Raw genomic sequence first — 24,505 nt, 5'->3', positions numbered from 1 at the left:
CCGGCGGTCCAATGAGCTCTTGTTCCAATGACAAGACAACAGGTGAACGAACATGGCAACGTGCGGCGAAGTGCTGGTAAAACTCCTCGAAAACTACGGCGTGGACCATGTGTTCGGCATTCCCGGCGTGCACACCGTGGAGCTTTATCGCGGCCTCGCGGCGTCGAGCATCCGCCATATCACCCCGCGCCACGAGCAAGGCGCCGGCTTCATGGCTGACGGTTACTCGCGCACCCGTGGCAAACCCGGCGTGTGCTTCATCATCACCGGCCCGGGCATGACCAACATCACCACCGCCATGGGCCAGGCCTACGCCGACTCGATCCCGATGCTGGTGATCTCCAGCGTGCAGTCGCGCAATGCCCTGGGTGGCGGGCGCGGCAAGCTGCATGAGCTGCCAAACCAGAGCCAACTGGTGTCCGGCGTTGCGGCCTTCTCCCACACCCTGATGTCCGCCGATGACCTGCCGGAGGTCCTGGCCCGTGCCTTCGCCGTGTTCGACGGCGCCCGTCCGCGCCCGGTGCATATCGAGATTCCGCTGGACGTGATCGTCGAGGAAGCCGGTCACCTGCTGAACAGCGAGCCAGTGCGTGTCGATCGCGCCGCCGCTGCCCCGGCCACTGCGGCGAAGATGGCTGCCCTGCTCGCCGGTGCCCGTCGCCCGCTGATCCTCGCCGGTGGCGGTGCCATCGACGCCAGCGCCGCGCTGACCCGTCTGGCCGAATACCTCCAGGCGCCCACCGCGCTGACCATCAATGCCAAGGGCATGCTGCCGTCCAGCCACCCGCTGCTGATCGGCTCGACCCAGACCCTGGTCGCCACCCGCGAACTGGTGTGCGAGGCCGACGTGATCCTGGCCATCGGCACCGAGCTGGCCGAGACCGACTACGACGTCACCTTCAAGGGTGGTTTCGAAATCCCCGGTACCCTGCTGCGCATCGACATCGATCCGGACCAGACCGTGCGCAACTACCCGCCGAAGCTGGCCCTGGTCGCCGACGCCAACTACGCCTGCGACGCGCTGCTCCACGCCCTGGCCGAGCAACCGTCGCCGGTACGAGCCGGCGACTGGGGCCCGGCCCGTGCGGCTCGCCTGCGGGAAACCCTGGCGGCCCAATGGGATGACGCGGCGACTGCCCAGACCCTGTTCCTCGACACCATTCTCGAAGCCTTGCCGAACGCGGTGCTGGTGGGCGACTCGACCCAGCCGGTCTACACCGGCAACCTGACCCTGGACCTGGATCACCCGCGCCGCTGGTTCAACGCGTCCACCGGCTACGGCACCCTCGGCTACGCCCTGCCGGCGGCCATGGGCGCCTGGCTGGGCAGCGGTCTGCCGTCGGTATGCCTGATTGGGGATGGCGGTATCCAGTTCACCCTGCCGGAACTGGCCAGTGCCGTGGAAGCGCGGGTGCCGCTGATCGTCCTGCTGTGGAACAACCAGGGCTACGAAGAGATCAAGCGCTACATGGTCAACCGCGATATCGAGCCGGTGGGCGTGGATATCCACACGCCGGACTTCGTCACCATCGCCAAGGGCTTTGGCTGCGCGGCGCAAGCGGTGCATGAGGTGGAAGCGCTGAAGGCTGCGCTGATAGAGGCAGCCGGTCGCCAGGGGCCAACGCTGATCGAGATCGACCAGCGCCGCTGGACCGAAACCGTCCTGGCCTAGATCGCGTTGCGCAGGCGCGCCATGTCCCGCAACGGGGGCGCGCCGTACAGCCGGCTGTATTCGCGGCTGAACTGCGACGGGCTTTCATAGCCGACCCGATACCCCGCCACCGCCGCTTCCAGGCCGTCGTTGAGCATCAAGCGACGGGCTTCCTGGAGGCGCAGCTGTTTCTGATACTGCAACGGGCTCATGGACGTCACCGACTTGAAGCGGTGATGCAAGGCCGAGACGCTGAGGTTCACCTCCTTCGCCAGATCCTCGATGCGCAGCGGCTTGTCGTAATAGTCGTTGAGCCACTGGATCGCCTGGCAGACCCGGTGGGTCTGACTGTTGGCCATGGCGATCTCGTACAGCCGATGGCCCTGTTTCCCACGTAGCAGGCGATAGAGGATTTCCCGGCGGATCAGCGGTGCCAGCACCGGGATGTCCTTCGGCGTATCCAGCAGGCGGATCAGCCGAATCAGTGCATCGAGCAGCGCCAGGTCGAGGCGCTCGACGAACAGCCCGCGCTCGGAGGCGGCCGGCACGCCCATGGGGCCGGCATCGGCGATCAGGTTGTTGATTTCGGCCGGATCGATATCCAGGCGAATGCCCAGGCTCGGGTTCTCCGGGCTGGCGTCCAGGTACACGCCGCTGATCGGCATCGCCACCGAGACCACCATGTAGTGCAGCGGGTCGTAGACATAGCGCTCGTCGCCCAGGTGCACGGCCTTGCTGCCCTGGGCCAGGATGCACAGGGCCGGGCTGGCCAGGGTCGGCATGGAGCGGATGTTTTCTTCGTGGCGGACGAGGAACAGGCCAGTGATCGCCGGCGAATCGGCATGCCGGCGGACCAGGTCGGCAAGGGCCTCGCGCAGGGCTTCGAGGGCGGGGTCGAGCGGTTCGGCGGATGACATGGATGAGGTTCCTCCTGCAGGATTTTCGCAGCATAGGTTTGTGCAAGTCCTGGCGCTAGCCGAAAGCTGTCGGGTTCTTGCACGATCCTGCTGTGCATGCCGGGCTGTCACCAAATTGAAGCGATTGCGCTTGCCCGAAGCGGATTGGAGGGTGAACTGCGGTTTTCAGTGTGTGCAGGGCAGGGCCGGAGGAGCTGTGCAGGATCAGGCAATTTGCCGACAGCATTCGTCTAACGTCGCTGGCGGTCGGCTGGCTAATCTTGGCAGCCTGGCAGTTTTCCTCTGACCGCTTTAAAGGAGCACCGCACATGACAACATCACAACCGGTCAGCCATCTCTCCTTCGTGCGCGCCAGCGCTGGCCGTTCCGCCGAGCTGGGCGAGCGCCTGCAACAACTTCGCGAGCCGACCCGCAACACCCCGGGTTGCCTCGGCTTCAGCCTGCAACGTTCGGCGTTCGACAGCCAGCTCTGGCTGCTCAGCAGTCACTGGCAGGACCAGTCGGCGATGAACGACTACTTCCATTCGCCGAGCCTGCAATTGTTTGGCGAACTGGTGCAGGCGCGGGTGCTGGCTAGCCTCGATCTGCACACCTTCGGCTAGAATGGCGGCCTTTTTCGCAATCTTCCGGATGTAACGACAATGGCGCGCAGGGTATTCGTAGGCTTTGAAGCGGTCGCGGCGATGGTGCCGACCGAAGGTGGCTACTACGCCGCAATCGCGGTGAAGGGCCTGGGCGCCGTGGGCGCGCCGACCTTCCACAAGGTGCTGGACGGCCAGGTGTTCAAGACCGCCATGGCCGCCGACGACGCCGCAAGCGCCGAGCTCGAGCGCCTGCAGGGCGTCACTGCGGACGCCGAACTGGTCTGGTAAACAGGTCTCAGAGCGGGCGGCGCATCTTGAACAGGTTGCCCAGCTCGAAATAATCCGCAGGTCCTCCGCCACGCAGGATCGGCTCGGCGGCGGCGGTATCGTAGATACCGTCCTTGAGCAGATGCTCGGCGATATGCACCGCCACTACTTCGCCCAGGATCAGCCAGCTTGGCACCGGTTCCTGGTCGGCGCGCTTGAGCTGGATGATCTGGCTCACCTTGCACTCGAACGACACCGGGCTCTCCTGCACCCGTGGCACCGCGATCACGCGGGAGGCCACCGGGGTCAGGTGGCTCAGGGCGAACTCGTCGACTTCCGGCGCCACGGCGGCGCAGCTCTGGTTCATCGCCTCGGCCAGCGGGCGGGTGGCCAGGTTCCAGGCGAACTCGCCGGTCTGCTCGATATTGTTCAGGCTGTCTTTGCGCCCGACGCTGCTGAAACCGATGATCGGCGGGATGTAGTTGAAGGCGTTGAAGAAGCTGTAGGGCGCGAGGTTCAGGTTGCCTTGGGCGTCCTGGGAGGAGATCCAGCCGATCGGGCGCGGGCCGACGATGGCGTTGAACGGATCGTGGGGCAGGCCGTGGCCTTTGCTGGGTTCGTAGTAGTACATCGGGCGGGCCTTGTGGGCGGGGACACGGGAAGAAGGTCCTAGTGTGCCAAGAGTCTCGGGCCCTGAAAACGATTAAGCCCGGCCGAAGCCGGGCTGTGGAAGGTGAGGCTTCAGGTCTTAGCTGAAGCGATGGGCCTGGGTGCGGTCGAAACCGTCGGCGGCGAATTTGGCGCCGTGGGTGCGATCGAAACCGTCTTCGGCGAATTTGGCGCCGTTGGTGCGATCGAAACCGTCTTCGGCGAATTTGGCGCCGTGGGTGCGATCGAAGCCGTCTTCAACGAATTTGGCAGCGCCGGTGCGATCGAAACCATCTTCGGCGACAGCGGCCGCATGGGCTTGCGGGTGGCTGAAGTTGTGGCTGCCGGTGCGGTCGAAGCCGTCGGCGGCAAAGGCATTGGCGGTCAGTACAGAGAAGGCCAGGGTCAGGATCAGTTTGCTTTTCATGGTGGTTGCTCCGGGGTAGTGAGTTGGGTTGCTTGTTTCGATGGGTTTAATGCTACGCCGATTAATTTGATTAAAAAGCGCAAAAAATAGGCCGTAAAGATCGTATAAATAGATATATATGGCGACACAAAACCCTGTGGGAGCTGGCTTGCCAGCGATGAGGCCAGCAGGAGCAGCGATGTTGTCCAGCCTGACGCCATCGCTGGCAAGCCAGCTCCCACAGGGGGCATGTGTCGACTAATAGAAAAATGAAAGAATTTTCACCCACGCATTTTTCATTTTTCACCCACGCATTTTTCATCGCTTCCTGCGCAATCTCCGCAGCACTTGACCCTGGAGCGACCCCCACAATGAATAAACTCCCGCACATCACCCTGGCGTTCTGGATCATGAAGATCTGCGCCACCACACTCGGGGAAACCGCCGGTGACCTGCTGTCGATGACCCTCAACGTCGGTTACGCGCTGAGCTCGGTGATCCTGATCAGCCTGTTCCTCGCCACGCTGCTGGCGCAGCTGGTTTCGCGCAAATACCACCCGGCGCTGTACTGGCTGGTGATCCTCTCCACCAGCACTGCCGGCACCACCATGTCCGACTTCATGGACCGCACCCTGGGCCTTGGCTACGCCACCGGCTCGGCGATCCTGATCGGCATCCTCGCGCTGACCTTCGCCCTGTGGCGCCTGAGCGGCAACACCCTCAACGTCAACCACATCAGCAGCCGGCGCGGCGAGATCTTCTACTGGGTGGCGATCCTGTTCTCCAACACCCTCGGCACGGCCCTGGGCGACTACCTGGCGGACGATTCGGGGTTGGGCTTCGCGGGCGGTGCGCTGCTGATCGGCTCGGCGATCTGCCTGGTGGTGATTGCGCGCTACGTGACCCGGATCTCCCCGGTGGCGCTGTTCTGGATCGCCTTCGTCCTGACCCGGCCGTTCGGCGCGACCCTGGGGGACTTCCTGACCAAACCGTATGAAAAAGGCGGGCTGGATTTCGGTACCGTGGGGTCTTCGGCGGTGCTGGGCGGGGTGTTGCTGGTGATGGTGGGGATGGCGTATTACTTCAATACCCGGCGGACCCAACAGGCTGAGGTGGCGCGGATATCCTGATTTCTTCCGAGCTTTAAGCTGCAAGCTTCAAGCGGCAAGAAAAAAGCGGTCCGTGTTGGCACCGCTTTTTCTTGTGGCTTGAAGCTTGGGGCTTGCAGCTGTCAGTCAGTCACAATCCGCGAATGCTTCTGCGTGTCCTTCATGAACACATACACCAGCAGCGAGCAGGCGATGCAGGCGGTGACGTACCAGTAGTAACCGGTCTCCATGCCCGCGCTCTTGAACCACAGCGCCACATACTCAGCAGTACCGCCGAAGATCGACACGGTCAGCGCATACGGCAGGCCCACGCCCAGTGCACGGATCTCGGTAGGGAACAGCTCGGCCTTCACCACGGCGTTGATCGAGGTGTAGCCGCTGACGATGATCAGCGCCGCCATGATCAGGAAGAACGCACCCCACCAGCTTTGCACGGTGTGCAGGGTGGAGAGGATCGGGACGGTGAAGATCGTGCCGAGCACCCCGAAGGCGATCAGGATCGGACGCCGGCCGATCTTGTCGGACAGCGCGCCGATCACCGGCTGCAGGCACATGAACAGGAACAGGGTGGCCGCTGAGATCATGGTCGAGTCGGTGATGCTCATGCCCACCGTGTTGACCAGGTACTTCTGCATGTAGGTGGTGTAGGTGTAGAAGGCCAGGGTGCCGCCCATGGTCAGGCCGACCACGGTGGCGAGTTCCTTCGGATGGCGCAGCAGGGTGCGCATCAGGCTTTCCTTGGCTTTCGGCTTTTCCTTCTTGGTGAAGGACTCGGTCTCTTCCATGCCGCGACGCAGGTACAGCGCAACCACCGCGCACAGCGCGCCGATCACGAAGGGTACGCGCCAGCCCCAGGCGTAGAGCTGTTCGGTGGTCAGGGTCTGTTGCAGGACGATCAGCACGGCGAGGGCGATGAGCTGGCCGGAGATCAGGGTCACGTACTGGAAGCTGGAGAAGAAGCCGCGACGTTCCTTGGTCGCCATCTCGCTGAGGTAGGTGGCCGAGGTGCCGTATTCGCCACCCACCGACAGGCCCTGCATCAGGCGGGCGATGACCAGCAGGATAGGTGCGGCGACGCCGATGGTTTCATAGCCCGGGGTCAGGGCGATGACCAGGGAACCGAAGCACATCAGCAGGACCGAAGCCATCAACGCCGCCTTGCGCCCCTTGCGGTCGGCGTACAGGCCCATCAGCCAGCCACCGATCGGGCGCATCAGGAAGCCCACGGCGAAGATCGCGGCGGTGTTGAGCAGTTGTGCGGTGGTATCGCCAGCGGGGAAGAAGGCCTTGGCGAAATACAGGGAGAATGCGGCGTAGACGTACCAGTCGTACCACTCGACCATGTTGCCGACGGAGCCGCTGAAGATCGACTTGAGGCGACTGGAGGTGGTCTTGGGTGCAGCCGTGGCAGCGGCCGCCCCGGCAGGCAGGGTGGAAGTGTTATCCATTGGACGGAACCTTCATGTTGTTTTTGTGGGGGCGCGGTGGAGCGCGGCCTGCGGGGGCTATAGCAGGAGGTGTGCCAGGGGAACCGGTGTGGCCCCAATCGCTGGCAAGCCAGCTCCCACAGGTCCTGTGTCAGGCCCGTATTCCGCGGCTTGCAGAGAATCCTGTGGGAGCTGGCTTGCCAGCGATGAGGCCAGCCCAGGCAACAACAATGAAGGGAGGGTGAGCGGATTTCCGCCTATCAAATGTAGGAAGCAAGCGAAATTCCGCTCAGGGCCTGTCGAGAAAATCCTCCCGCACCAACCCATGCCGCTGCATCTTCTCGTTCAGGGTTCGCCGCGGGATCTGCAGCTCTTCCATCACCGCCTTGATCTCGCCCTTGTGCCGGCGCAGCGAGGTCTTCAGGCAGTTGGCCTCGAACGCCTCGCTCTGCGCCGCCAGCGACGAATCCGCCGCCACCTGCGGCGCCGCCGGATCGCTCAGGCCCATGGCATGACGTTCCGCCGCATTGGCCAGTTCGCGCACGTTGCCCGGCCAGTCATGCCCCAGTAACTGCCCCAACTGGGCGATGCTCAACGGCGGGGCCGTGCGCCCGATGCGCTCGGCGGCATGCCGGGCGAAATGTTCGAACAACAGCGGAATGTCCTCGCGCCGCTCGCGCAGCGGCGCCAGGCGCAGCTCGGCAATATTCAGCCGATACACCAGGTCCTCGCGAAAACGCCCGGCGCGGGCTTCTTCGAGCAGATCCGGCTTGGTCGCGGCGATGATCCGCAGGTCAACCTTGATGCTCTGGTTGGCCCCCAGGCGCTCCAGCTTCTGCTCCTGGATCACCCGCAGCAACTTGGCCTGCTGGGCCAACGGCATGCTCTCGATCTCATCGAGAAACACCGTGCCGCCATTGGCATATTCCAGCTTGCCGATGCGCTTGCCCTGGGCCCCGGTAAAGGCGCCGCTCTCATGCCCGAACAGTTCGGCCTCGAACAGATGCTCGGGAATCGCCGCGCAGTTCAGCGCCACGAACGGCTTGTCCGCCCGCGGGCCGAAATCATGCAGGCAGCGGGCGACCTGCTCCTTGCCGCTGCCGGTCTCGCCGCGGATCAGCACGTTCACCGGCAGCCCCGCCAGCTCCAGCACCTGGCGACGCAACTGCTGCATGCCCTGGGTCATGCCGAGCAGGCTGGCTTCGAGGCGGGTCTTGAGATCGGCCTGTTCATGCAGGCGACGGTTATCCAGGACCAGCCGGCGCTTCTCCAGTGCCCGGTGCAGGCTGCCTATCAGGGCTTCCGGGCTGAAGGGCTTTTCCAGGAAGTCGTAGGCGCCGTTGCGCATGGCTTCCACGGCCATCGGCACATCGCCGTGGCCGGTGAGCAGGATCACCGGCAGGTCGGCATCGCGGGCTTGCAGCTCACCCAGCAGGTGCAGGCCATCCATGCCCGGCATGCGCACATCGCTGAGGATCACCCCGGGGAAGTGCGCCGGCAATTGCGCCAGGCAGTCCTCGGCACGGCTGAACAGCTGCACCTGGAAGCCCGACAGGCCCAGCCACTGCTCGACCGCCGTGCGGATGCTGGCTTCATCGTCGACGACTATCACCGAATTCAACATACAGGCTCCGGATCACGGGGAAGGGTAAAGCTGAACCGCGCACCGCCCGGCTGGTTGTCCACCACCAGGCGGCTGCCGGCCTCGTGGATGATGCCATAGGAAATCGCCAGGCCCAGCCCCAGCCCTTCGCCCACCGGCTTGGTGGTGAAGAACGGGTCGAAGACATTGCCCAGGTGCTCCGGGGCGATGCCGCCGCCGCTGTCGAGCACGCTCAGGCGCCAGCCGTCGGCCTCGCTGTCGATGCGGATTTCCAGGCGGCGGAAGCCCTTGTCGAGCATGGCGTCGAGGGCGTTGTGCAGCAGGTTGATCAGCACCTGTTCCAGGCGGATGGCATCGCCGCGCACCCAGGCCGGCCGTGCCAGGTAAAGCGCGGTGCTGACGCCCTCGGCACGAATCCGCGCATCCAGCAGTTGCAGGGCGTGATCCACCACCGTGGCCAGGTCCAGCCGTTCGCGCAGGCCGCTGGGGCTGTTGCGGGCGAAGGTCTTCAGGTGGCCGGTGAGCGAGGCCATGCGCGTGAGCATCTGTTCCAGCGGCAGCAGAGCCTGGCGCGCGTCGTCGATGCGGTCGTGGTCCAGCAGCAGGCGCAGGGTCGCCAGTTGCATGCGCTGGGCGGTCAGCGGCTGGTTCAGCTCGTGGGCGAGGGCAGCGGACATCTGCCCCAGCGCCGCCAGCTTGGTCGATTGCACCAGGCCTTCCTGGGCGGTGCGCAGGTCGCGGGTGCGTTCTTCCACCAGTTGCTTCAGTTCTTCGCGGCTGCGCTGGCGCAGGCGGGCCAGGCGCAGGCGCTGGCTGACGAAGAGCACGGCGAACACCAGGCTCAGCCACACCGCCGCCGCGGCCAGCGCCGCATTGCGCCCGTCATTGCCGGTCTGCGGCTGGCGCAGCAGGTGCAGGGTCCAGCCGTCGCTGACTAGCGGCAAGCTCTCCCACAGGTAGTCCACCGGGCCTTGCGGGCCCTGGACGCGGACCAGGTTGCTGTTGTCGTCGAAGCGTTCCAGCACCTGGCGTTGCAGCGGGACCAGGGCCTGCTTGTCGTACTGCCGGGTCTGCTCCAGCTCGTTGAAGTCATGGGCTGAAAGGGTATTCAGCTTGCGATAGCGCCAGCCGTCCTGGTTGGCGATGAAGATGATCCCGCGTGAATCGCTGACCAGCACCACATCGTTGCCCTGGCGCCACTCGCGCTCCAGTTCGGGAAACTCCAGCTTGACCACCATGGCGCCGAGAAAGCCCTGCTGTTCGTCGGTCACCGCGCTGGACAGGAAGTAGCCGGGAATCCCGCTGGTCACGCCCACCGCATAGAAACGCCCGGTGCCCTGGCTGCGGGTCTGTTTGAAGTACGGGCGAAAACCGTAGTTGTGCCCGACATAGGTGGTCGGCAACTGCCAGTTGCTGGCCGCCACGGCCAGCCCGCTGCGGTCGAGCAGTTCCAGGGTCGAGGAGTTGGCCGCGCCGTTGATGCGCTCCAGCTTGCGGTTGAGATGCTCCTGTGTCGCCCCTTCGACCGGGCCGCGCAGGGCGCTGATCAGTTCGGGATCGAGGGCCAGCACCGCCGGCAGGGCGCGGTAGCGTTCGATCAGGGTATGCAGCGAGTTGGCGTACAGCCCGAGTTGCTGGCTGGCCCGTCCGGCGTCCTCGATCATTGCCTGCTGCTCGGCATGTTGCCGGGCCCAGGCGGCGGCGATCAGGGTGCCGGCGGCGATCACCAGGACGATCAGGCCCAGGCGCAAGGTGCGAAATGAAAGGGACATGGAGAAGCCATCCGGGCGATGGGGAAGGCCGCGCGGCGCTTCCCCTTGGGCAGGGCGCTTACAGCAGCTCGAAGCTCTGCTGCTGCACCGACTCGGAATCCAGGCCGACCTGCACGTTGAACTCGCCCGCTTCGGCGGCGTACTTCAACTGGCTGTTGTAGAACTTCAGGTCGTCCTCGCTGATGCGGAAGGTCACCGTGCGTTCTTCACCCGCCTTGAGCAGGATCTTCTGGAAGTTCTTCAGTTCCTTGACCGGCCGGCTCATCGACGCGGCAACGTCCTGCACGTACAGCTGGACCACGGTCTCGCCGTCACGCTTGCCGGTGTTCTTCACCTTGACGCTGGCTTCCAGGCTGGCGCCTTTCTTCAGGGTCTTGCCCGACAAGGTCAGCGGCAACACCGAGAAGTCGGTGTAGCTCAGGCCATAGCCGAACGGGTACAGCGGGCCATTCGGCTCCTCGAAGTACTGCGAGGTGTAGTTGCCCGGCTTGCCCGGGGTGAACGGCCGGCCGATGCGCATATGGTTGTAGTACATCGGGATCTGGCCGACGGAGCGCGGGAAGGTGATCGGCAGCTTGCCCGACGGGTTGTAGTCGCCGAACAGCACGTCGGCGATGGCGTTGCCGCCCTCGGTGCCGGAGAACCAGGTTTCGAGGATGGCGTCGGCCTGCTCGCGTTCCCAGCCGATCGACAGCGGGCGGCCGTTCATCAGCACCAGCACCAGCGGCTTGCCGGTGGCCTTCAGGGCCTTGATCAGGTCGCGCTGTACCGTCGGGATTTCCAGGGTGGTGCGGCTAGACGACTCGTGGGACATGCCACGGGACTCGCCGACCACCGCCACCACCACATCGGCGCCCTGGGCGGCCTTGACCGCTTCGTCGATCAGTACCGAGGCCGGACGCGGGTCGTTGACGATTTCCGGGGCGTCGAAGTTGAGGAAGTTCAGGTAGTCGAACATCGCCTTGTCGCCGGTGATGTTCGAGCCCTTGGCGTAGACCAGTTGCGCCTTGTCGCCGACGGCGCGGCGCAGGCCTTCGCGGACGGTCACCGAGTGCACCGGTTTACCGTCGGCGGCCCAGCTGCCCATCATGTCGATCGGCGCATCGGCCAGCGGGCCGACCAGGGCGATGGTCCCGCTCTTCTTCAGCGGCAGGGTCTGCGCGCGGTTTTCCAGGAGGACCAGGCCACGGCGTGCCACGTCGCGGGCGGCGTCGCGGTGCAGGCGGGCATCGGCGTAGTAGTCCGGGACATCGTTCTCGGCCTTGCCGATGCGCACGTACGGATCCTTGAACAGGCCCATGTCGTACTTGGCGCCCAGCACTTCACGCACGGCCTGGTCCAGCTCGGCCTGGCTGACTTCGCCGGACTTGAGCAGGCCGGGCAGCTCTTCGCCGTACAGGGTGTCGTTCATGCTCATGTCGATGCCGGCCTTGATCGCCAGCTTCGCCGCCTCACGACCGTCGCGGGCCACGCCGTGGCGGATCAGTTCCTGGATCGCGCCGTGGTCGCTGATGGTCACGCCATCGAAGCCCCACTCCTTGCGCAGCAGGTCGTTCATCAGCCAGGTGTTGGAGGTGGCCGGCACGCCGTTGATCGAGTTCAGCGCCACCATCACGCCGCCGGCACCGGCGTCGATCGCCGCGCGGTAGGGCGGCAGGTAGTCGTTGTACATCTTCGGCAGGCTCATATCGACCGTGTTGTAGTCGCGCCCGCCTTCCACCGCGCCGTACAGGGCGAAGTGCTTGACGATGGCCATGATGCTGTCGTGCTCGGCCGGGCTCTTGCCCTGGAACGACTCGACCATCACCTTGCCGATCTTCGAGGTCAGGTAGGTGTCTTCGCCGAAGCCTTCGCTGGTGCGGCCCCAGCGCGGGTCACGGGCGATGTCGACCATGGGCGCGAAGGTCATGTCGAGGGAATCGGCGGCGGCTTCGACGGCCGAGGTGCGGCCGACGGTGGCGATGGCCTGCATGTCCCAGGACGAGGCCATGCCCAGGCCGATCGGGAAGATGGTGCGGTTGCCGTGGATGGTGTCGTAGGCGAAGAACATCGGGATCTTCAGGCGGCTGCGCATGGCGGCGTCCTGCATCGGCCGGTTCTCCGGGGCGGTGCGCGAGTTGAAGGTGCCGCCGATACGGCCGGCGGCGATTTCCTCGCGGATCTTCTCCCGGGGCATTTCCGGGCCGATGGAGATCAGGCGCAACTGGCCGATCTTCTCGTCCTGGGTCATCTGGCCCAGCAGGTTGTCGACGAAGGCCTTCTTCGCCTGCAAGTGTGCGGCGGCGGCGGAGGTATCGGCCAGGGCGACCTGACTGGCCAGGCTGACGAGCAGGCCCAGCAAACACAGTTTCTTCATGAATTCTGTTCTCGTGGCTCACACCGGTATTCACGGGCGGTACCGGCCAGCCGAAATTGGGGGAACGGCTATTGTTGTAGTCTACTGGGGCACGTTTTTAGCTGGTTGAACCCGTACACGCCAGCAGCGGTCACGGATTATGCCTCAAGTACAGCGGCAAACGGATAAACAAGGAGCTTCACACGATGGTTGCAATCACCCGTGGCAAAACCTGGGTGCTGATCCTGCTCGCCAGCCTGCTGGCCGGCTGCGGCATCAACAACATTCCCAGCTACGACGAGCAAGTGAAGGCCGCCTGGGGCCAGGTGCAGAACCAGTACCAGCGGCGTGCCGACCTGATTCCCAACCTGGTGGAGACCGTGAAGGGCTATGCCAGACATGAGCAGGACACCCTTACGGCGGTGATCGAGGCCCGGGCCAAGGCCACGTCGATCCAGGTGGACGCGAAAACCCTCGATGATCCGGAAAAGCTCAAGCAGTTCCAGGCGGCCCAGACCCAACTGACCGGCGCCTTGAGCCGGCTGATGGTGGTGGCCGAGCAGTACCCCAACCTCAAGGCCGACCAGAACTTCCTGGCCTTGCAGTCCCAGCTCGAAGGTACGGAAAATCGCATTGCCGTGGCGCGCAAGGACTTCATCGCGGCGGTGCAGAAGTACAACACCGAGATCCGCACCTTCCCCGGGCGCATCTGGCACAGCCTGATGTACAGCGACCTGCCGCTGCGTGAAAGCTTCGAGGCCACCAGCGCCAATGCCGACAAAGCGCCTGAAGTGAAATTCTGATGCGCGGGTTCAAGGCCCTTATGCTGCTGGCGCTGATGCTGGCAGCGCTGGTGGTGCGTGCCGAGGTGACCTTCCCGCCGCTCAGTGGCCGGGTGGTGGACGACGCCAACCTGCTTGACGCCCACACCCGGGCGCAGCTGACGCAGATGCTCGAAGCCCATGAACAGGCCACGGGCGAGCAGGTGGTGGTGGTGACCTTGCCTGACTTGCAGGGCCTGCCCATCGAGGACTATGGCTACCAGCTCGGCCGGCACTGGGGCATCGGCCAGAAGGGCAAGGACAACGGCGCCCTGCTGATCGTCGCGCCGCAGCAGCGCAAGGTGCGGATCGAGGTGGGTTATGGCCTGGAAGGGCTGCTCACCGATGCGCAGAGTTCGGTGATCATCAACCGCATCATTCTTCCGGCGTTCAAGCGCGGAGAAATGAGCCAGGGGATCGTCCAGGGCAGTGCGGCGATCCTCCAGGTGCTTGGCGGCAATCCGCTGGCGCAGCCGTCCCGGGTCAGTTCCGCCGAGGGCGATAACGGACCGCCGCCTTTGTGGATGATTGGCTTGTTCATCGTGATGGTGGTGGTTGTGCTTTATCTTCAGGGCCTCGGCGGTGGTGGTGGCCGGCGGGGTGGGCCGGGCGGCGGATTCGGTGGCGGGTTTGGCGGGCTGGGTGGTGGTCGCGGCGGTGGCGGCGGCTTTGGTGGAGGAGGGGGCAGCTTCGGCGGCGGCGGCTCCTCCGGTAGTTGGTAATTTCACTATCTCCCAGACCCTGGAGAACCCTGTGGGAGCTGGCTTGCCAGCGATAGGGCCCTCACAGACACCATCATTGCTCCTGCTGGCCTCATCGCTGGCAAGCCAGCTCCCACAGGGTTCTGTGGTGAGGCTGAAACTGTTCAAAGGAAGCTCCATGGCACTACTCAACGAATTCCAGCAACGCCAGGTCGCCGAGGCCATCGCCGCCGCCGAGCGAGAAACCGACGCCGAGCTGGTCACCGTCCTGGCCCGCAGCGCCGACGACTACGCCTATGTCCCGCTGGTCTGGGCCAGCCTGCTGGCGCTGCTGGTGCCGGGATTGCTCTTCTACCTCACCGGCTGGTTCAGTGCCCACGGCCTGCTGCTGACCCAATGGCTGACCTTCATCGTGCTGGTCCTGATCCTGCGGTTACCCGTCTTCACCAGCCGCCTGGTGCCGCGCCGGGTTCGCCAGTGGCGCGCGTCGAACCTGGCCCGCCGCCAGTTCCTCGAACAGAACCTGCACCACACTGCCGGCCGCACCGGGGTGCTGATCTTCGTCTGCGAGGCCGAGCGCTACGTCGAGATCCTGGTGGACGACGGCATCGCCGCATGCCTGGAGAACCACGTCTGGGACGCCATCGTCGCCACCTTCACCGCCCAGGTTCGCGGCGGGCAGACCCTCGAAGGTTTCCTCACCTGCATCGGCGCCTGCGGTGAACTGCTCAAGGCCCACGTACCGGCCACCAGCCAGCGCAACGAACTGCCCAACCGCCTGGTCCTGCTGAATTGACGCGCTGATCGAAAACCTGTGCGCTGGCCGGGCATCCACGTAAAATGCCCGGCATTGAACCCTAGGCACCCCATTCCCATGTCTGCTACTTCCACCGCGCCGGATGCCCGCGCGCAGTTTCTCGCTCTGCTCGCCGACGCCCTGCAACAGCAATCCCTGGTCAAGCTGGTGCTGGCCCGTCACGTTGGCGCCGAAGCCGAGCTGCAGCGCATCACCGCCAAGCCGCTGACCGTCAAGGGCACGCCGAGCCTGCAATTCGTCTACCGCTACAAGACCCGCGACATCACCCGCAACCTGGCGCTGGACGAAGCGTTGGTGCAGATCGGCGAATGGCTGCCGGGGTCGTTCCGCAACGCCCACCTGCTCAGCCTGGCGGACGAAGTGCAGTTGGAGTTCAGCAAGAAGGGCAAGCCCATGCTCCACCGCAACGCTGCGCAGCAGGTGCGCCAGGTCGCGGCGGGCGAGCATGACCGCGAGAAGAAACGCTACCTGGAACTGAGCCGCCCGTTCCTCCACGACCTGGGTGTCACCGACAAGCAGCAGGCGCTGATCCCGGCGATGTCGCGCAAGTGGAAGCAGATCAACAAGTTCATCGAAGTGTTTTCCCATGCCTTCAACAGCGTGGCGTTGCCGGCCGAACAGCCGGTGCGGGTGGCGGATTTCGGTTCGGGCAAGGGTTACCTGACCTTCGCCATCCACGACTACCTGAGCAACACCTTGCAGCGTCCGGCGCAGGTCACCGGTGTGGAACTGCGCGCGGACATGGTCGAGCTGTGCAACAAGGCCGCCAGTCACTTGGAGCATCCGGGGCTGGTCTTCGAGCAGGGTGACGTGCGCAGCGTGGTGCCGGCGCAGATCGACGTGATGATCGCCCTGCATGCCTGCGATATCGCCACCGACTACGCGATCCACACCGGTATTCGCTGTGGTGCCGCGATCATCATGTGCTCGCCGTGCTGCCACAAGCAGATCCGCCCGCAACTGAGCAGCCCGGGCTTGCTCAAGCCGATGCTGCAATATGGATTGCACCTGGGGCAGCAGGCCGAAATGCTCACCGACAGCCTGCGGGCGTTGTACCTGGAAGCGTGCGGGTATGAGACCAAGGTGTTCGAGTTCATTTCGTTGGAGCACACCAACAAGAACAAGATGATCCTGGCGACCAAGCGCAAGGAGACGGGGGATCCGGCGGTGTTGCTGGGGAAGATTGCCGAGTTGAAGGCGTTCTATGGGGTTTCGGAGCATTGCCTGGAGACGTTGTTGCGGGCGGATGGATTGATTTGAGGGGGTGGCTCGCTGGCAAGCCAGCCACAGGGTTCTGGGCCAGTCACAGCATTGATGTCCGACGCGGACCCTGTGGGAGCTGGCTTGCCAGCGATGAGGCCCGGATGAACAACCCATCCATAAACTGTTGCATATCAGCCTGAAACTTCACCGATTTCCGACTTTCTTGTAGGCAATTTCCCAAGCATACTCCCCGACCCCTCTTGGTGGTTGCGTCATGTGGAAACGCTGCCTAGTCTTCGCCGGTCGTCGCACATCGATGACCGGATTAGCAGTCCGAAACTACGAAATCACCAGCAACCTTTCATGGCGGCTGTGCGTGGGGCATCTTCGGGTGCGCCGGGATTCTCGTAGCTCGGTCTGCTAACCCACGTACAGTCGCCACCCATTGTTTAGCAGCGAAAAGTGGCGATCCGATCGTTTCTACTACGAGAGATACGCCATGAAAAAGCTCGTCCCCGATCCACCTCCCGCCCTCTGCGTCGGCCCCGGCCTCTCCCATGAAGAAGCCATCACCCGCGCGGTGGAGCACCTTACAAGAGCCATCCTCAAGACCTCATACCTTCCCGACCCGCCCGATGCACGGCACCGGGAAATGCTCAGTGACGCCGTGCTGAACATGCGGATCTCCAAGGCCTTGCTGGCGATTGCGCAATCGCCGTCGCAGGTGACCGTGCCTGTATGAAAAAACCGCGGAGATTACTCCGCGGCCTTCGGGTGTTTTTTTAATGCCTATCCAGCTTGTGCTCTTGCAAAAGTGTTGTTTCAGTGAAGTCAACTGCTAGGACGTTTCAGCCATAACCTGATGCCATACCCTTCAAAGCCCCATATGTGCTGGCGGTTCGGTTCGGGAGCCATTACGACATAAGGGGCGACTTCGACCACGATTCGATCATATTCATGGTTCTCGAACCCCGTATAGCCTTCTGGTGGAATTAGATAGCTGTAATCCCCATCGGGTTTTCCAGGGAGTGTCTGGACGGATTTATAGAGAGTAATAAATCCGCCGTCGGCAATTGCCGCCACAGACCAGGAAAGCCGCACCGGATGCCATTCCTCGATATTCACGATGGGTTGGTAGTGCACCCGGATGCCATCTGGATATAGGGAGGGGTCAAGATCATCGAAATCCTGCTGATTGTCGCCGACAGTCATTGCGCCCCATTTGAGGCGCTTGGGCACCCTGATAGAGATGGCTTCGCCAATCTGTACCGTGCCGTCTGGCAGCACAGCCTCTTGTTCGATCAATACTCTTTTATTTTCGCTCTCGATAATCCAGTTATCTTCAAGGCGTAGCCTGACATTTGACGGCTCCTCGCCCGTCATTTGATGAGTTGAGCGGTGTACACCTATGCCGTCCTGAGGCGTCCAGCGCATGCCGAGCATGGTTCCGGCGGGCAGGCCCAGGCTGTTTATTTCGAGGAAATAGCCGACGGAAGACTCCTGTGCCATTTCGACCGTCAGAATATTTCCCCACGGTGGCACATTGAGCATGTAGAACCCCTCCACGACGAAAGCACAATAGATAGGGGTCTGCGTCGGGACTTTACCGTCAGCGCGATACTGGAACTGCAAGCCGTGGTTCATTTGCCCTAGTTGCATTTCAGGCTCCTTGAGCCGCACGTCAGCGTGCCCTAAAGAAGGCCATTGTCACGGGCGCCGTACCCATGAGAAGAAAAAGGGGATGCAAATCGGCCCCGTCGGTATCAGCACGATGGCGACGACGGACGACTCTGCCAGGGAGCGGATGGAGTGACCCGGGCGAATGCCGGGGTGTTCAGGAAGTGTAGAAGAGTCTTGCGCCGGGCAGGGTGTTCCTGGGTGTGGCTGCTGGCCTCATCGCTGGCAAGCCAGCTCCCACAGGGTCCGCGTGCGCCGTTGGACCTGTGGGCGCTGGCTTGCCAGCGATGAGGCCGGGATGGGCAACCCATCCATAAACTGTTGCATATCAGCCGGGAACTTCATCGATTTCCGACTTTCTTGTAGGCAATTTCCCAAGCATACTCCCCGACCACGCCTGGTGGTTGCGTCATGTGGAAACGCTGCCTAGTCTGCGTCGGTCGTCGCGATATTGACGATGCCGGATTAGCAGTTCGGCTATGAGCAAACCATCAGCCAGCGCTTTATGGCGGCTGTACGTGTGGGCGCCTTCGGGCGCGCCGGGTTTGCTCATTGACCGGTCTGCTAACCCACGTACAGTCGCCACCCTTCGTTTAGCAGCGGATGTGGCCCACTCGAACTTCAGTGAGCACCACACCATGAAAAAGCTCGTCCCCGATCCACCTCCCGCCCTCTGCGTCGGCCCCGGCCTCTCCCATGAAGAAGCCATCACCCGCGCGGTGGAGCACCTTACAAGAGCCATCCTCAAGACCTCATACCTTCCCGACCCGCCCGATGCACGGCACCGGGAAATGCTCAGTGACGCCGTGCTGAACATGCGGATCTCCAAGGCCTTGCTGGCGATTGCGCAATCGCCATCGTCGGTGACCATTCCGGTATGAAAAACGGGCCGCGGAGGTGATTTCCGCGGCCGTTTCTTTTCTGACGTTGGGCACGGTGCCCAATCCATTTCCTTTAGCGCGACTTCGTCTCGTAGGCGATACCGAAGGTTTTCGCACCAAAGCCCCATCTCATTTGCATTTGCATTTGCGGTTCGGGAAGCAGAATCATCGAACAGGTGGCGATAGCACTCACATAATCGAACCTTGGATCGTTCCACTCGCTATAGGACTCAGCGGGAACGACGAACTGGTAGGTTTTGCCTGGCGCGCAGTTGATGACGTGCAGCCAACTACTCAATAAGACCAACGTGTCGCCCAGGTGGCCGTATGTGTGCCAGAAAAAGCGGATAGTGTTGTATTCCGCGACATTTACTACAGGCTCGATCGTGACTCCGATCCCGTCGGGATAATCGCTCGGATTCAAGGTGTCACCGTCTTCCAGACCGTCGAAACTCACCTCGCCATAGTCAAGGTGCTTGCTGACCTGAACATCGAAACTCCTGCCGAGGTCCACGCTGCCATCCGGGTAGGAGGCTTCGTATTCGATCAGAACCCCTTGTCCTTCGCATTCGAGTACCCAAGCATCCGGGATAGGGATGAATGTGCTGACTTGGCCGTCTCCCGGCAGCGTTCGGGTCAGGGTATGTATGTTCTGTCCGTCATGCGGCGACCATCGAATGCCCAGCACTGTGCCTGCGGGCATATAAAGGGTTTCTGCTTCGAAGTTGTACTCGATTGATTCTTCCTTCGCTCCGAGTACTGGCAACACTAGGCCCCAAGGGGGCACTTCCATAAGCCTGAAATTGATCATGGGATATCGACAATAGATTGCCGTATCGAACGGACGTCTCGGGTTTGGGGCAGGAGCGTATGGAATGATTCCCTCGACGATGAGATCAGACTTTTTGATAACACGCATGGACAGGCTCCCAGGGCTCGCTTCTTAATGAGCCCGCAAGAAGGCTGGAGACACGGGCGCCGTACCCGTGCGAAGGAAAAGGGGATGCGAATCGGCCCCGTCGGTATCAGCACGATGGCGACGACGGACGACTCTGCCAGGGAGCGGATGGAGAGGCCCCGGCGAGTGCCGGGGTGTTCAGGAAGTGTAGACGACTCGGTGGTGCTGGGTGTGGCTGATGGCCTCATCGCTGCATGGGTATCTACACATCTCGGGCTGATGGCCGACGCTCCTACAAATCCTGTGCTAACCCAGCATCTGCGCCTGCCCCAGAGATATGTAGATACCCATGCTCATCGCTGGCAAGCCCACAGGATTCTGCGTCGTTCACAAAATCCCAGTCAGGCTTGCCCGCAGCTGTCAGAAGAACCGCGTCACACTCACCTTGGCATTGCGCCCGGTGCTGTACACGTTGTTGTCGCTGAGCATCGGCATGTAGTCGCGGTTGAACATGTTGTCCAGGGTGAAGTTGACCTCGGTTCCTTTCAGGTAAGGCTGCTGCGGCTTCCAGCTGGCGAACAGGCCCTGGACGTTGTAGGCGTCGTTGGCGCGGTGGTCCCAGGCGCTGTCGCCCAGGGCGCTGCCCAGGTCGCCGGGGCCGTATTTGTCGCTGGGCAGGCGATCGGTCTGGCGCACCCACAGGCCTTTCCAGCCCACCACCACATCCCAGTCGGGAATCTTCACGCCCAGCCGCGCCACCCATTTCGGCGCCGGCACGTCCCGGGCCCAGACATCCGGGCCCCAGGGGTTGTTGTAGGCACCTTCATGCTTGCCGCTCACCCAGGTGTAGGACAGGGTGCCGAACAGGTAGGTGGAGTCGTAGAAACTCTCCATCTCGAAGCCCTTGTAGGTCACCCCATCCAGGTTGCGATAGACGCCGATCAGGTAGTCGCCACACGCCTTGCTGATGCTGGCACCCGTCGGGTTCTGCGCCTGGCATTCGACACCGAGGTTCTTGAAGATTTCGTCCTTGATCGTGTTGTGGAACAGGGTGGTGCGTACCTGCAGGTTGTCGTCGCTGAACATCAGCCCGGAGAAGTCGGTGACGTTACCTACGCGCACGGCGGTGATGCGTTCGGGGTCGAGATTGCGGCTGGTGGCGCTGCGGCTGCTGGCGGCGCTTTGCACTTCGTATTGTTCGTCGATCACCGGCGCGCGCCAGGTCTTCGAGTAGTCGGCGAAGAACGCTGTGTCGTCAGTGGCACGCCAGAACAGCGCCAGGCGCGGCGACCAGCCGGTGTAGGTCTTGTCGCCGTAGTCATGGCCGGCGGAGGCGACGTTGTAGAACGGTGCATCGTTTTCTTCGCCGCGGTTGCGCACATGGTCATAGCGCAGCGACGGGGTGATGGTCACCTGGCCGATCGTGATCGCGTCCTGCACGTAGGCACTGTTGGTGTCGACCTTGCCGTGGGGCATGAAGGCTGGCTGGAAGTGGCCGTAGTTGTAGGCGGCCGTGTTCTGCGCGGCGCCCGGCATCCACATGTCGACTTCCCGGGCGTGGCGGTGCAGCTCGAAGCCGGTGGTCAGCGAGTGCTGGAGCGCGCCGGTGTCGAATTGCGCAGTGTTACGCACTTCGAAGTTGCGGTCCTTGTACTCGGTGTCCATCTTGCGCCCGCCGGTAGCGAGCTGAAAGAACGCGTTGGGGCCGCGGTCGTCGGTCTGGTCGACGTCGGACTCGCTGTACTTCACTTCCAGGTTGACCAGCGGGTTGTCCACCGGCTGGAAGCGGTACTTGGCCGACCAGGTGGTGTCGATGGTTTCGCGGTGGGCGAGGAAGCGGCGGATGGCCTGGTCGTAGCCATACCGGTCGATGTTGGCCTGGGTCGGCGGCGTCGAGTAGTTGGTCGACGAATAGCGGGTCATGCGCTGGTTGTTCGAGCGCGAGTACGACAGCCCGAGGGATTGCTCGTCAGTGAGCTGGACGTTCAGCTTGAACAGCCCGCCTTCCAGGTCCTGGGCGCTGTCGGGCAGGCGCTTGGGGTTGATCGGGTACTGGTTGCGCGGGTCGGGCTGCGAAGAGGCCAGCTTGAAGTCGTCGCCGTCACGCTTGGTCAGGTAGACCAGGGCGTCGATGCGGCGGTCCTCGGTGCGGCCGTACAGCGCCGAACTGTAGACCTGCTGATGGTCGTTGCTGGAGTAGCCGTACTTGAGCATGGCGCCGCTGTCGCGGCCGTCCTGCAGCAGGTCCGGAGCATCCTTGGTGGTCATGTTGACGCTACCGCCCAGGCCGCCGTTGCCGACGAAAGGCGAGTGCGGGCCTTTCTCCACCTCGATGCTCTTGATCAGCTCCGGCTCGACGAACATGGTGCCTTGCTGGTAGCGCTCGAAGCCGGTCTTGGTCGCGCCGTCGACGGTCAGCTGGATGTCCTCGGCGTCGCCCATGCCCCAGATGTTCACCTTCTGCCCGCCGGGCATCATGGAACCGGCCATTTCCACGCCGGGCAGGGTGCCCAGCAGGGAGGGGACGTTGTTTGCCTGTTCACGGTCGATATCGCGCTGGCTCAGGGTCGAGCGGCCGACGGTGGCCGGGGTGACCTGCTGGCCGTCGCCGACGATGCTCATGGCGCCGAGCTGGATGCTGGTGTTGGCGTTGCCGGGCGGCGTGGTCTCGTTTTCCTTGGCGCGGACCACGTAGGTGTTGCCCACCTTGACCAGGGTAAAGCGGCTGCTGGCGAGCAGGCGGGTGATGGCTTCCTCGGCGCTGAACTGGCCGTTGAGGGCTGGCGCGGAAACGTTGCGCAGCAGGCTCTCGTCGAACAGCAACTGCACCTGGGCCTGTTGCGCCACCTGGCTCAGCGAGGTGGCCAGCGACTGCGCCGGCAATTGCAGCTGCACCGGCGCGGCCTGGGCCTGCAGGCTCAGGGCCAGGCACACGGCTAGCAGCGATGGGCGGGCTGACAACGGCTTGAAAGCTCGAAACATGAATTCCCCCGGAACGGCCAAAGGCCAAAAAAAGACGGTGTTGACGGCGCAGTCGGGGAGGAAGACGCGGCGCGGAGGAAAACCCTCACCTGCGAATGAAAATATTTCTTACCAAGTTCTAAAGGCTGGATGCAGAACCCTGTGGGAGCTGGCTTGCCAGCGATTGAGGCCGGCAAGGGCAATGATGTTGCCAGGTCTGGCCTCATCGCTGGCAAGCCAGCTCCCACAGGGTTTTGTGGTGTTCCAGCTAGATTACTTGCGCTCGATACGCATCCGCCCGTCCGCCAGCGCCACGGTCTTCACCGGCAGCAACGCCGGCAGCGCATTGAGCAGCGCATCCGGGTCATGCACATCGAGATTGCCCGAGACCTTGTACCCGGCCAGCGCCGGATCAGCCAGCAACACCGCTGCCGGCCGGTACAGCGACAGCTCGTCCACCAGGCTGGCCAGTTCGCGGTTGCGGAACGACACATGTCCGCCACGCCAGTCCGCCACCTCGCCATCGCTCACGGTCTGCCGGCTCAGGTCGCCACGGGCAAGGTTGTACACCGCCCGTTCCCGCGCCCCAAGCAGCAGCGGCTCGCGCCGCTCCCCCGGCGTTTCGAAGGCGACCAGGCCATGGGATACGCTCAGCACCAGTTCGCGCTGACCGCGGCGCAGGTCGAAGGCGGTGCCCACCACCCGCACCCGCGCAGTCCCGGCATCGACGAACAGTGGCCGTTCCTTGTCCGGGGCGACGTCGAGATACACCTGGCCCTGTTCCAGGTGCACCAGGCGGCGCTCGGCCGTGAAATCGATGCTCAGCCGGGTATTGGCGTTGAGCTGCAGACGGCTGCCATCGGGCAGGGTGACGCTGGTGGGCTGGCCATCCTGGCTGGCCAGCTGGCGCTGGATCGGCGCCGCAGTGGTGCCGAGGTTGCCGGCGAGCAGGGCGCACATCAAGGCCGCCGCCGTCGCCAGGGCCGGCCGCCAGTAGGCGGTCTTGCGCGGGCGCAGTTCCACCGGTTTGTTCAATTCCTTGAGCGCGGCAAGGTCGTCCCAGAGTTGTTCGAACTGCTGGTAGGCATGGGCGTGGCCGGGTTGCTCAAGCCACTGCGCGAAGGCCTTGCGCGAGGCCCGCGAGCGGTCGTTGCGGTTGCGTGTGAACCAGCTCGCCGCCTGGGCGTCGACCGCACGGCTGTCCTTGTCAGGTTGGGTCATTCCGGTTGCTCCGCAACGTTGTCACTGTCCAGGCGCTGTTTGCAGTACAGGAGCGCAGCGGCGACGTGCTTTTCCACCATGCTGACGGAAATCCCCATGCGTTCACTGATCTGCGCCTGACTCAAACCTTCGAAGCGGTGCAGCATAAGGGCTTCGCGGCGGCGCGGCGAGAGTTCGGCGAGAACAATCTTCAGTTGCTCCAGGCGTTGCAGGCGTTGCGCCCCGGCCAGCGGGTCGGAATCGGGGGCGTCGCTTGCGCGTTCGTCTTCCTTGGCATCGACCTGTTCATCGACCACCTCATGCCGGACTTTCTGCCGCCGCCAGTGATCGCGCAGCAGGTTGCGTGCCATCTGGAACAGGAACGCCCGCGGCTGCTCGACCCGCGCCTTGTCGCGGTAGCCCAGCCACTGGGTGAAGACATCCTGGGTCATGTCCGCGGCATCGCTGGCGTTGTCCGTGCGCTTGCGCAGGAAATGCAGGATGTCGGTGTAGAAGCCGTGACAGGTGTCCTGCGCGAAGCGGTCGGGTTTGGGGCGCTGCATGCGAACTTTCCAGGAGAAGCCGGGAGAGAAAGGTCGCGAATGTTATCGAGAATTATTTTTATTT

The 24,505-nt window shown here is 63.3% G+C and carries 22 protein-coding genes; 10 read left to right on the top strand and 12 right to left on the bottom strand.

Annotated elements, in window-relative coordinates:
* The first annotated feature begins 52 nt into the window (after positions 1-52).
* A complete protein-coding gene (locus tag PSEMO_RS01495; protein WP_075801416.1) occupies positions 53-1,672 on the top strand; it encodes a 5-guanidino-2-oxopentanoate decarboxylase in 1,620 nt (539 codons plus the stop codon).
* Here PSEMO_RS01495 and PSEMO_RS01490 read toward each other — a convergent pair.
* Positions 1,669-2,568 (bottom strand): AraC family transcriptional regulator, encoded by a 900-nt coding sequence (locus tag PSEMO_RS01490; RefSeq protein ID WP_075801415.1) that lies wholly within the window; start codon positions 2,566-2,568, stop codon positions 1,669-1,671. The two genes, PSEMO_RS01495 and PSEMO_RS01490, sit on opposite strands and share 4 nt — an antisense overlap.
* Positions 2,569-2,876: 308 nt before the next feature.
* Between PSEMO_RS01490 and PSEMO_RS01485 the strand changes: the two genes are divergently transcribed.
* A complete protein-coding gene (locus tag PSEMO_RS01485; protein ID WP_075801414.1) occupies positions 2,877-3,170 on the top strand; it encodes an antibiotic biosynthesis monooxygenase family protein in 294 nt (97 codons plus the stop codon).
* A 39-nt stretch (positions 3,171-3,209) separates the two neighbouring features.
* On the top strand, positions 3,210-3,440 hold the full coding sequence (locus PSEMO_RS01480) for a hypothetical protein (RefSeq protein ID WP_075801413.1): 231 nt from the start codon (positions 3,210-3,212) through the stop codon (positions 3,438-3,440).
* Positions 3,441-3,447: 7 nt separating this feature from the next.
* Here PSEMO_RS01480 and PSEMO_RS01475 read toward each other — a convergent pair whose 3' ends face one another.
* Both PSEMO_RS01475 and PSEMO_RS01470 read right to left on the bottom strand, forming a co-directional pair.
* Entirely contained in the window at positions 3,448-4,050 is a 603-nt protein-coding gene (locus tag PSEMO_RS01475) for a flavin reductase family protein (RefSeq protein WP_075801412.1), read from the bottom strand.
* Positions 4,051-4,167: 117 nt separating this feature from the next.
* Positions 4,168-4,494 carry a hypothetical protein gene (locus PSEMO_RS01470; RefSeq protein WP_075801411.1) on the bottom strand — a complete coding sequence of 109 codons (327 nt, stop codon included), beginning with the start codon at positions 4,492-4,494 and terminating at the stop codon, positions 4,168-4,170.
* 350 nt (positions 4,495-4,844) lie between these two features.
* Between PSEMO_RS01470 and PSEMO_RS01465 the strand changes: the two genes are divergently transcribed.
* Positions 4,845-5,603, top strand: coding sequence for a COG4705 family protein (locus PSEMO_RS01465; protein WP_075801410.1), 759 nt, complete (start codon positions 4,845-4,847; stop codon positions 5,601-5,603).
* A 101-nt stretch (positions 5,604-5,704) separates the two neighbouring features.
* Here the strand turns inward: PSEMO_RS01465 and PSEMO_RS01460 are convergent, their stop codons facing one another.
* The 4 genes from PSEMO_RS01460 to bglX all read right to left on the bottom strand — a co-directional run bounded on the left by PSEMO_RS01460 (position 5,705) and on the right by bglX (position 12,740).
* Entirely contained in the window at positions 5,705-7,030 is a 1,326-nt protein-coding gene (locus PSEMO_RS01460) for an MFS transporter (protein ID WP_075801409.1), read from the bottom strand.
* 268 nt (positions 7,031-7,298) lie between these two features.
* Complete coding sequence (locus PSEMO_RS01455) at positions 7,299-8,633, bottom strand: sigma-54-dependent transcriptional regulator (RefSeq protein ID WP_075801408.1); 1,335 nt, start codon at positions 8,631-8,633, stop codon at positions 7,299-7,301.
* Positions 8,627-10,384 (bottom strand): ATP-binding protein, encoded by a 1,758-nt coding sequence (locus tag PSEMO_RS01450; RefSeq protein ID WP_075801407.1) that lies wholly within the window; start codon positions 10,382-10,384, stop codon positions 8,627-8,629. Before PSEMO_RS01450 ends, PSEMO_RS01455 begins: the two co-directional genes overlap by 7 nt.
* A 58-nt stretch (positions 10,385-10,442) precedes the next feature.
* Positions 10,443-12,740, bottom strand: coding sequence for a beta-glucosidase BglX (gene bglX / locus PSEMO_RS01445; RefSeq protein WP_075801406.1), 2,298 nt, complete (start codon positions 12,738-12,740; stop codon positions 10,443-10,445).
* Between the two features lie 185 nt (positions 12,741-12,925).
* Between bglX and PSEMO_RS01440 the strand changes: the two genes are divergently transcribed.
* The 5 genes from PSEMO_RS01440 to PSEMO_RS01420 all read left to right on the top strand — a co-directional run bounded on the left by PSEMO_RS01440 (position 12,926) and on the right by PSEMO_RS01420 (position 17,003).
* Positions 12,926-13,522 (top strand): LemA family protein, encoded by a 597-nt coding sequence (locus PSEMO_RS01440; protein ID WP_075801405.1) that lies wholly within the window; start codon positions 12,926-12,928, stop codon positions 13,520-13,522.
* The gene (locus PSEMO_RS34015; protein ID WP_075801404.1) at positions 13,522-14,262 is read left to right on the top strand and encodes a TPM domain-containing protein; all 741 of its coding nucleotides are present in this window, start codon (positions 13,522-13,524) and stop codon (positions 14,260-14,262) included. The genes PSEMO_RS01440 and PSEMO_RS34015 overlap by 1 nt, the downstream gene beginning before the upstream one ends.
* A 157-nt stretch (positions 14,263-14,419) precedes the next feature.
* The gene (locus tag PSEMO_RS01430) at positions 14,420-15,037 is read left to right on the top strand and encodes a TPM domain-containing protein (protein ID WP_075801403.1); all 618 of its coding nucleotides are present in this window, start codon (positions 14,420-14,422) and stop codon (positions 15,035-15,037) included.
* Between the two features lie 78 nt (positions 15,038-15,115).
* Positions 15,116-16,318 (top strand): class I SAM-dependent methyltransferase, encoded by a 1,203-nt coding sequence (locus PSEMO_RS01425; protein WP_075801402.1) that lies wholly within the window; start codon positions 15,116-15,118, stop codon positions 16,316-16,318.
* A 442-nt stretch (positions 16,319-16,760) separates the two neighbouring features.
* Positions 16,761-17,003 carry a hypothetical protein gene (locus PSEMO_RS01420; RefSeq protein ID WP_075801401.1) on the top strand — a complete coding sequence of 81 codons (243 nt, stop codon included), beginning with the start codon at positions 16,761-16,763 and terminating at the stop codon, positions 17,001-17,003.
* A gap of 89 nt (positions 17,004-17,092) precedes the next feature.
* Here PSEMO_RS01420 and PSEMO_RS01415 read toward each other — a convergent pair whose 3' ends face one another.
* Positions 17,093-17,920, bottom strand: a complete 828-nt coding sequence (locus tag PSEMO_RS01415) for a hypothetical protein (RefSeq protein ID WP_075801400.1) — start codon at positions 17,918-17,920, stop codon at positions 17,093-17,095.
* Between the two features lie 656 nt (positions 17,921-18,576).
* Between PSEMO_RS01415 and PSEMO_RS01410 the strand changes: the two genes are divergently transcribed.
* Positions 18,577-18,819 (top strand): hypothetical protein, encoded by a 243-nt coding sequence (locus PSEMO_RS01410; protein WP_075801399.1) that lies wholly within the window; start codon positions 18,577-18,579, stop codon positions 18,817-18,819.
* Positions 18,820-18,892: 73 nt separating this feature from the next.
* Here the strand turns inward: PSEMO_RS01410 and PSEMO_RS01405 are convergent, their stop codons facing one another.
* The 4 genes from PSEMO_RS01405 to PSEMO_RS01390 all read right to left on the bottom strand — a co-directional run bounded on the left by PSEMO_RS01405 (position 18,893) and on the right by PSEMO_RS01390 (position 24,441).
* Positions 18,893-19,738: a hypothetical protein gene (locus tag PSEMO_RS01405; RefSeq protein WP_144443518.1), complete on the bottom strand. Its 846-nt coding sequence runs from the start codon at positions 19,736-19,738 to the stop codon at positions 18,893-18,895.
* Between the two features lie 399 nt (positions 19,739-20,137).
* Positions 20,138-22,699: a TonB-dependent receptor gene (locus tag PSEMO_RS01400; RefSeq protein ID WP_075801397.1), complete on the bottom strand. Its 2,562-nt coding sequence runs from the start codon at positions 22,697-22,699 to the stop codon at positions 20,138-20,140.
* A 252-nt stretch (positions 22,700-22,951) separates the two neighbouring features.
* Positions 22,952-23,899 carry a FecR family protein gene (locus PSEMO_RS01395; RefSeq protein WP_075801396.1) on the bottom strand — a complete coding sequence of 316 codons (948 nt, stop codon included), beginning with the start codon at positions 23,897-23,899 and terminating at the stop codon, positions 22,952-22,954.
* Positions 23,896-24,441: an RNA polymerase sigma factor gene (locus tag PSEMO_RS01390; RefSeq protein WP_075801395.1), complete on the bottom strand. Its 546-nt coding sequence runs from the start codon at positions 24,439-24,441 to the stop codon at positions 23,896-23,898. Before PSEMO_RS01390 ends, PSEMO_RS01395 begins: the two co-directional genes overlap by 4 nt.
* Positions 24,442-24,505 lie beyond the last annotated feature (64 nt).

The organism is Pseudomonas putida (genome assembly GCF_001941965.1).
GTDB lineage: Bacteria > Pseudomonadota > Gammaproteobacteria > Pseudomonadales > Pseudomonadaceae > Aquipseudomonas > Aquipseudomonas putida_L.
The sequence above is the reverse complement of the archived record's forward strand: the minus strand, read 5'-3'. Positions and strand labels throughout refer to the sequence as shown.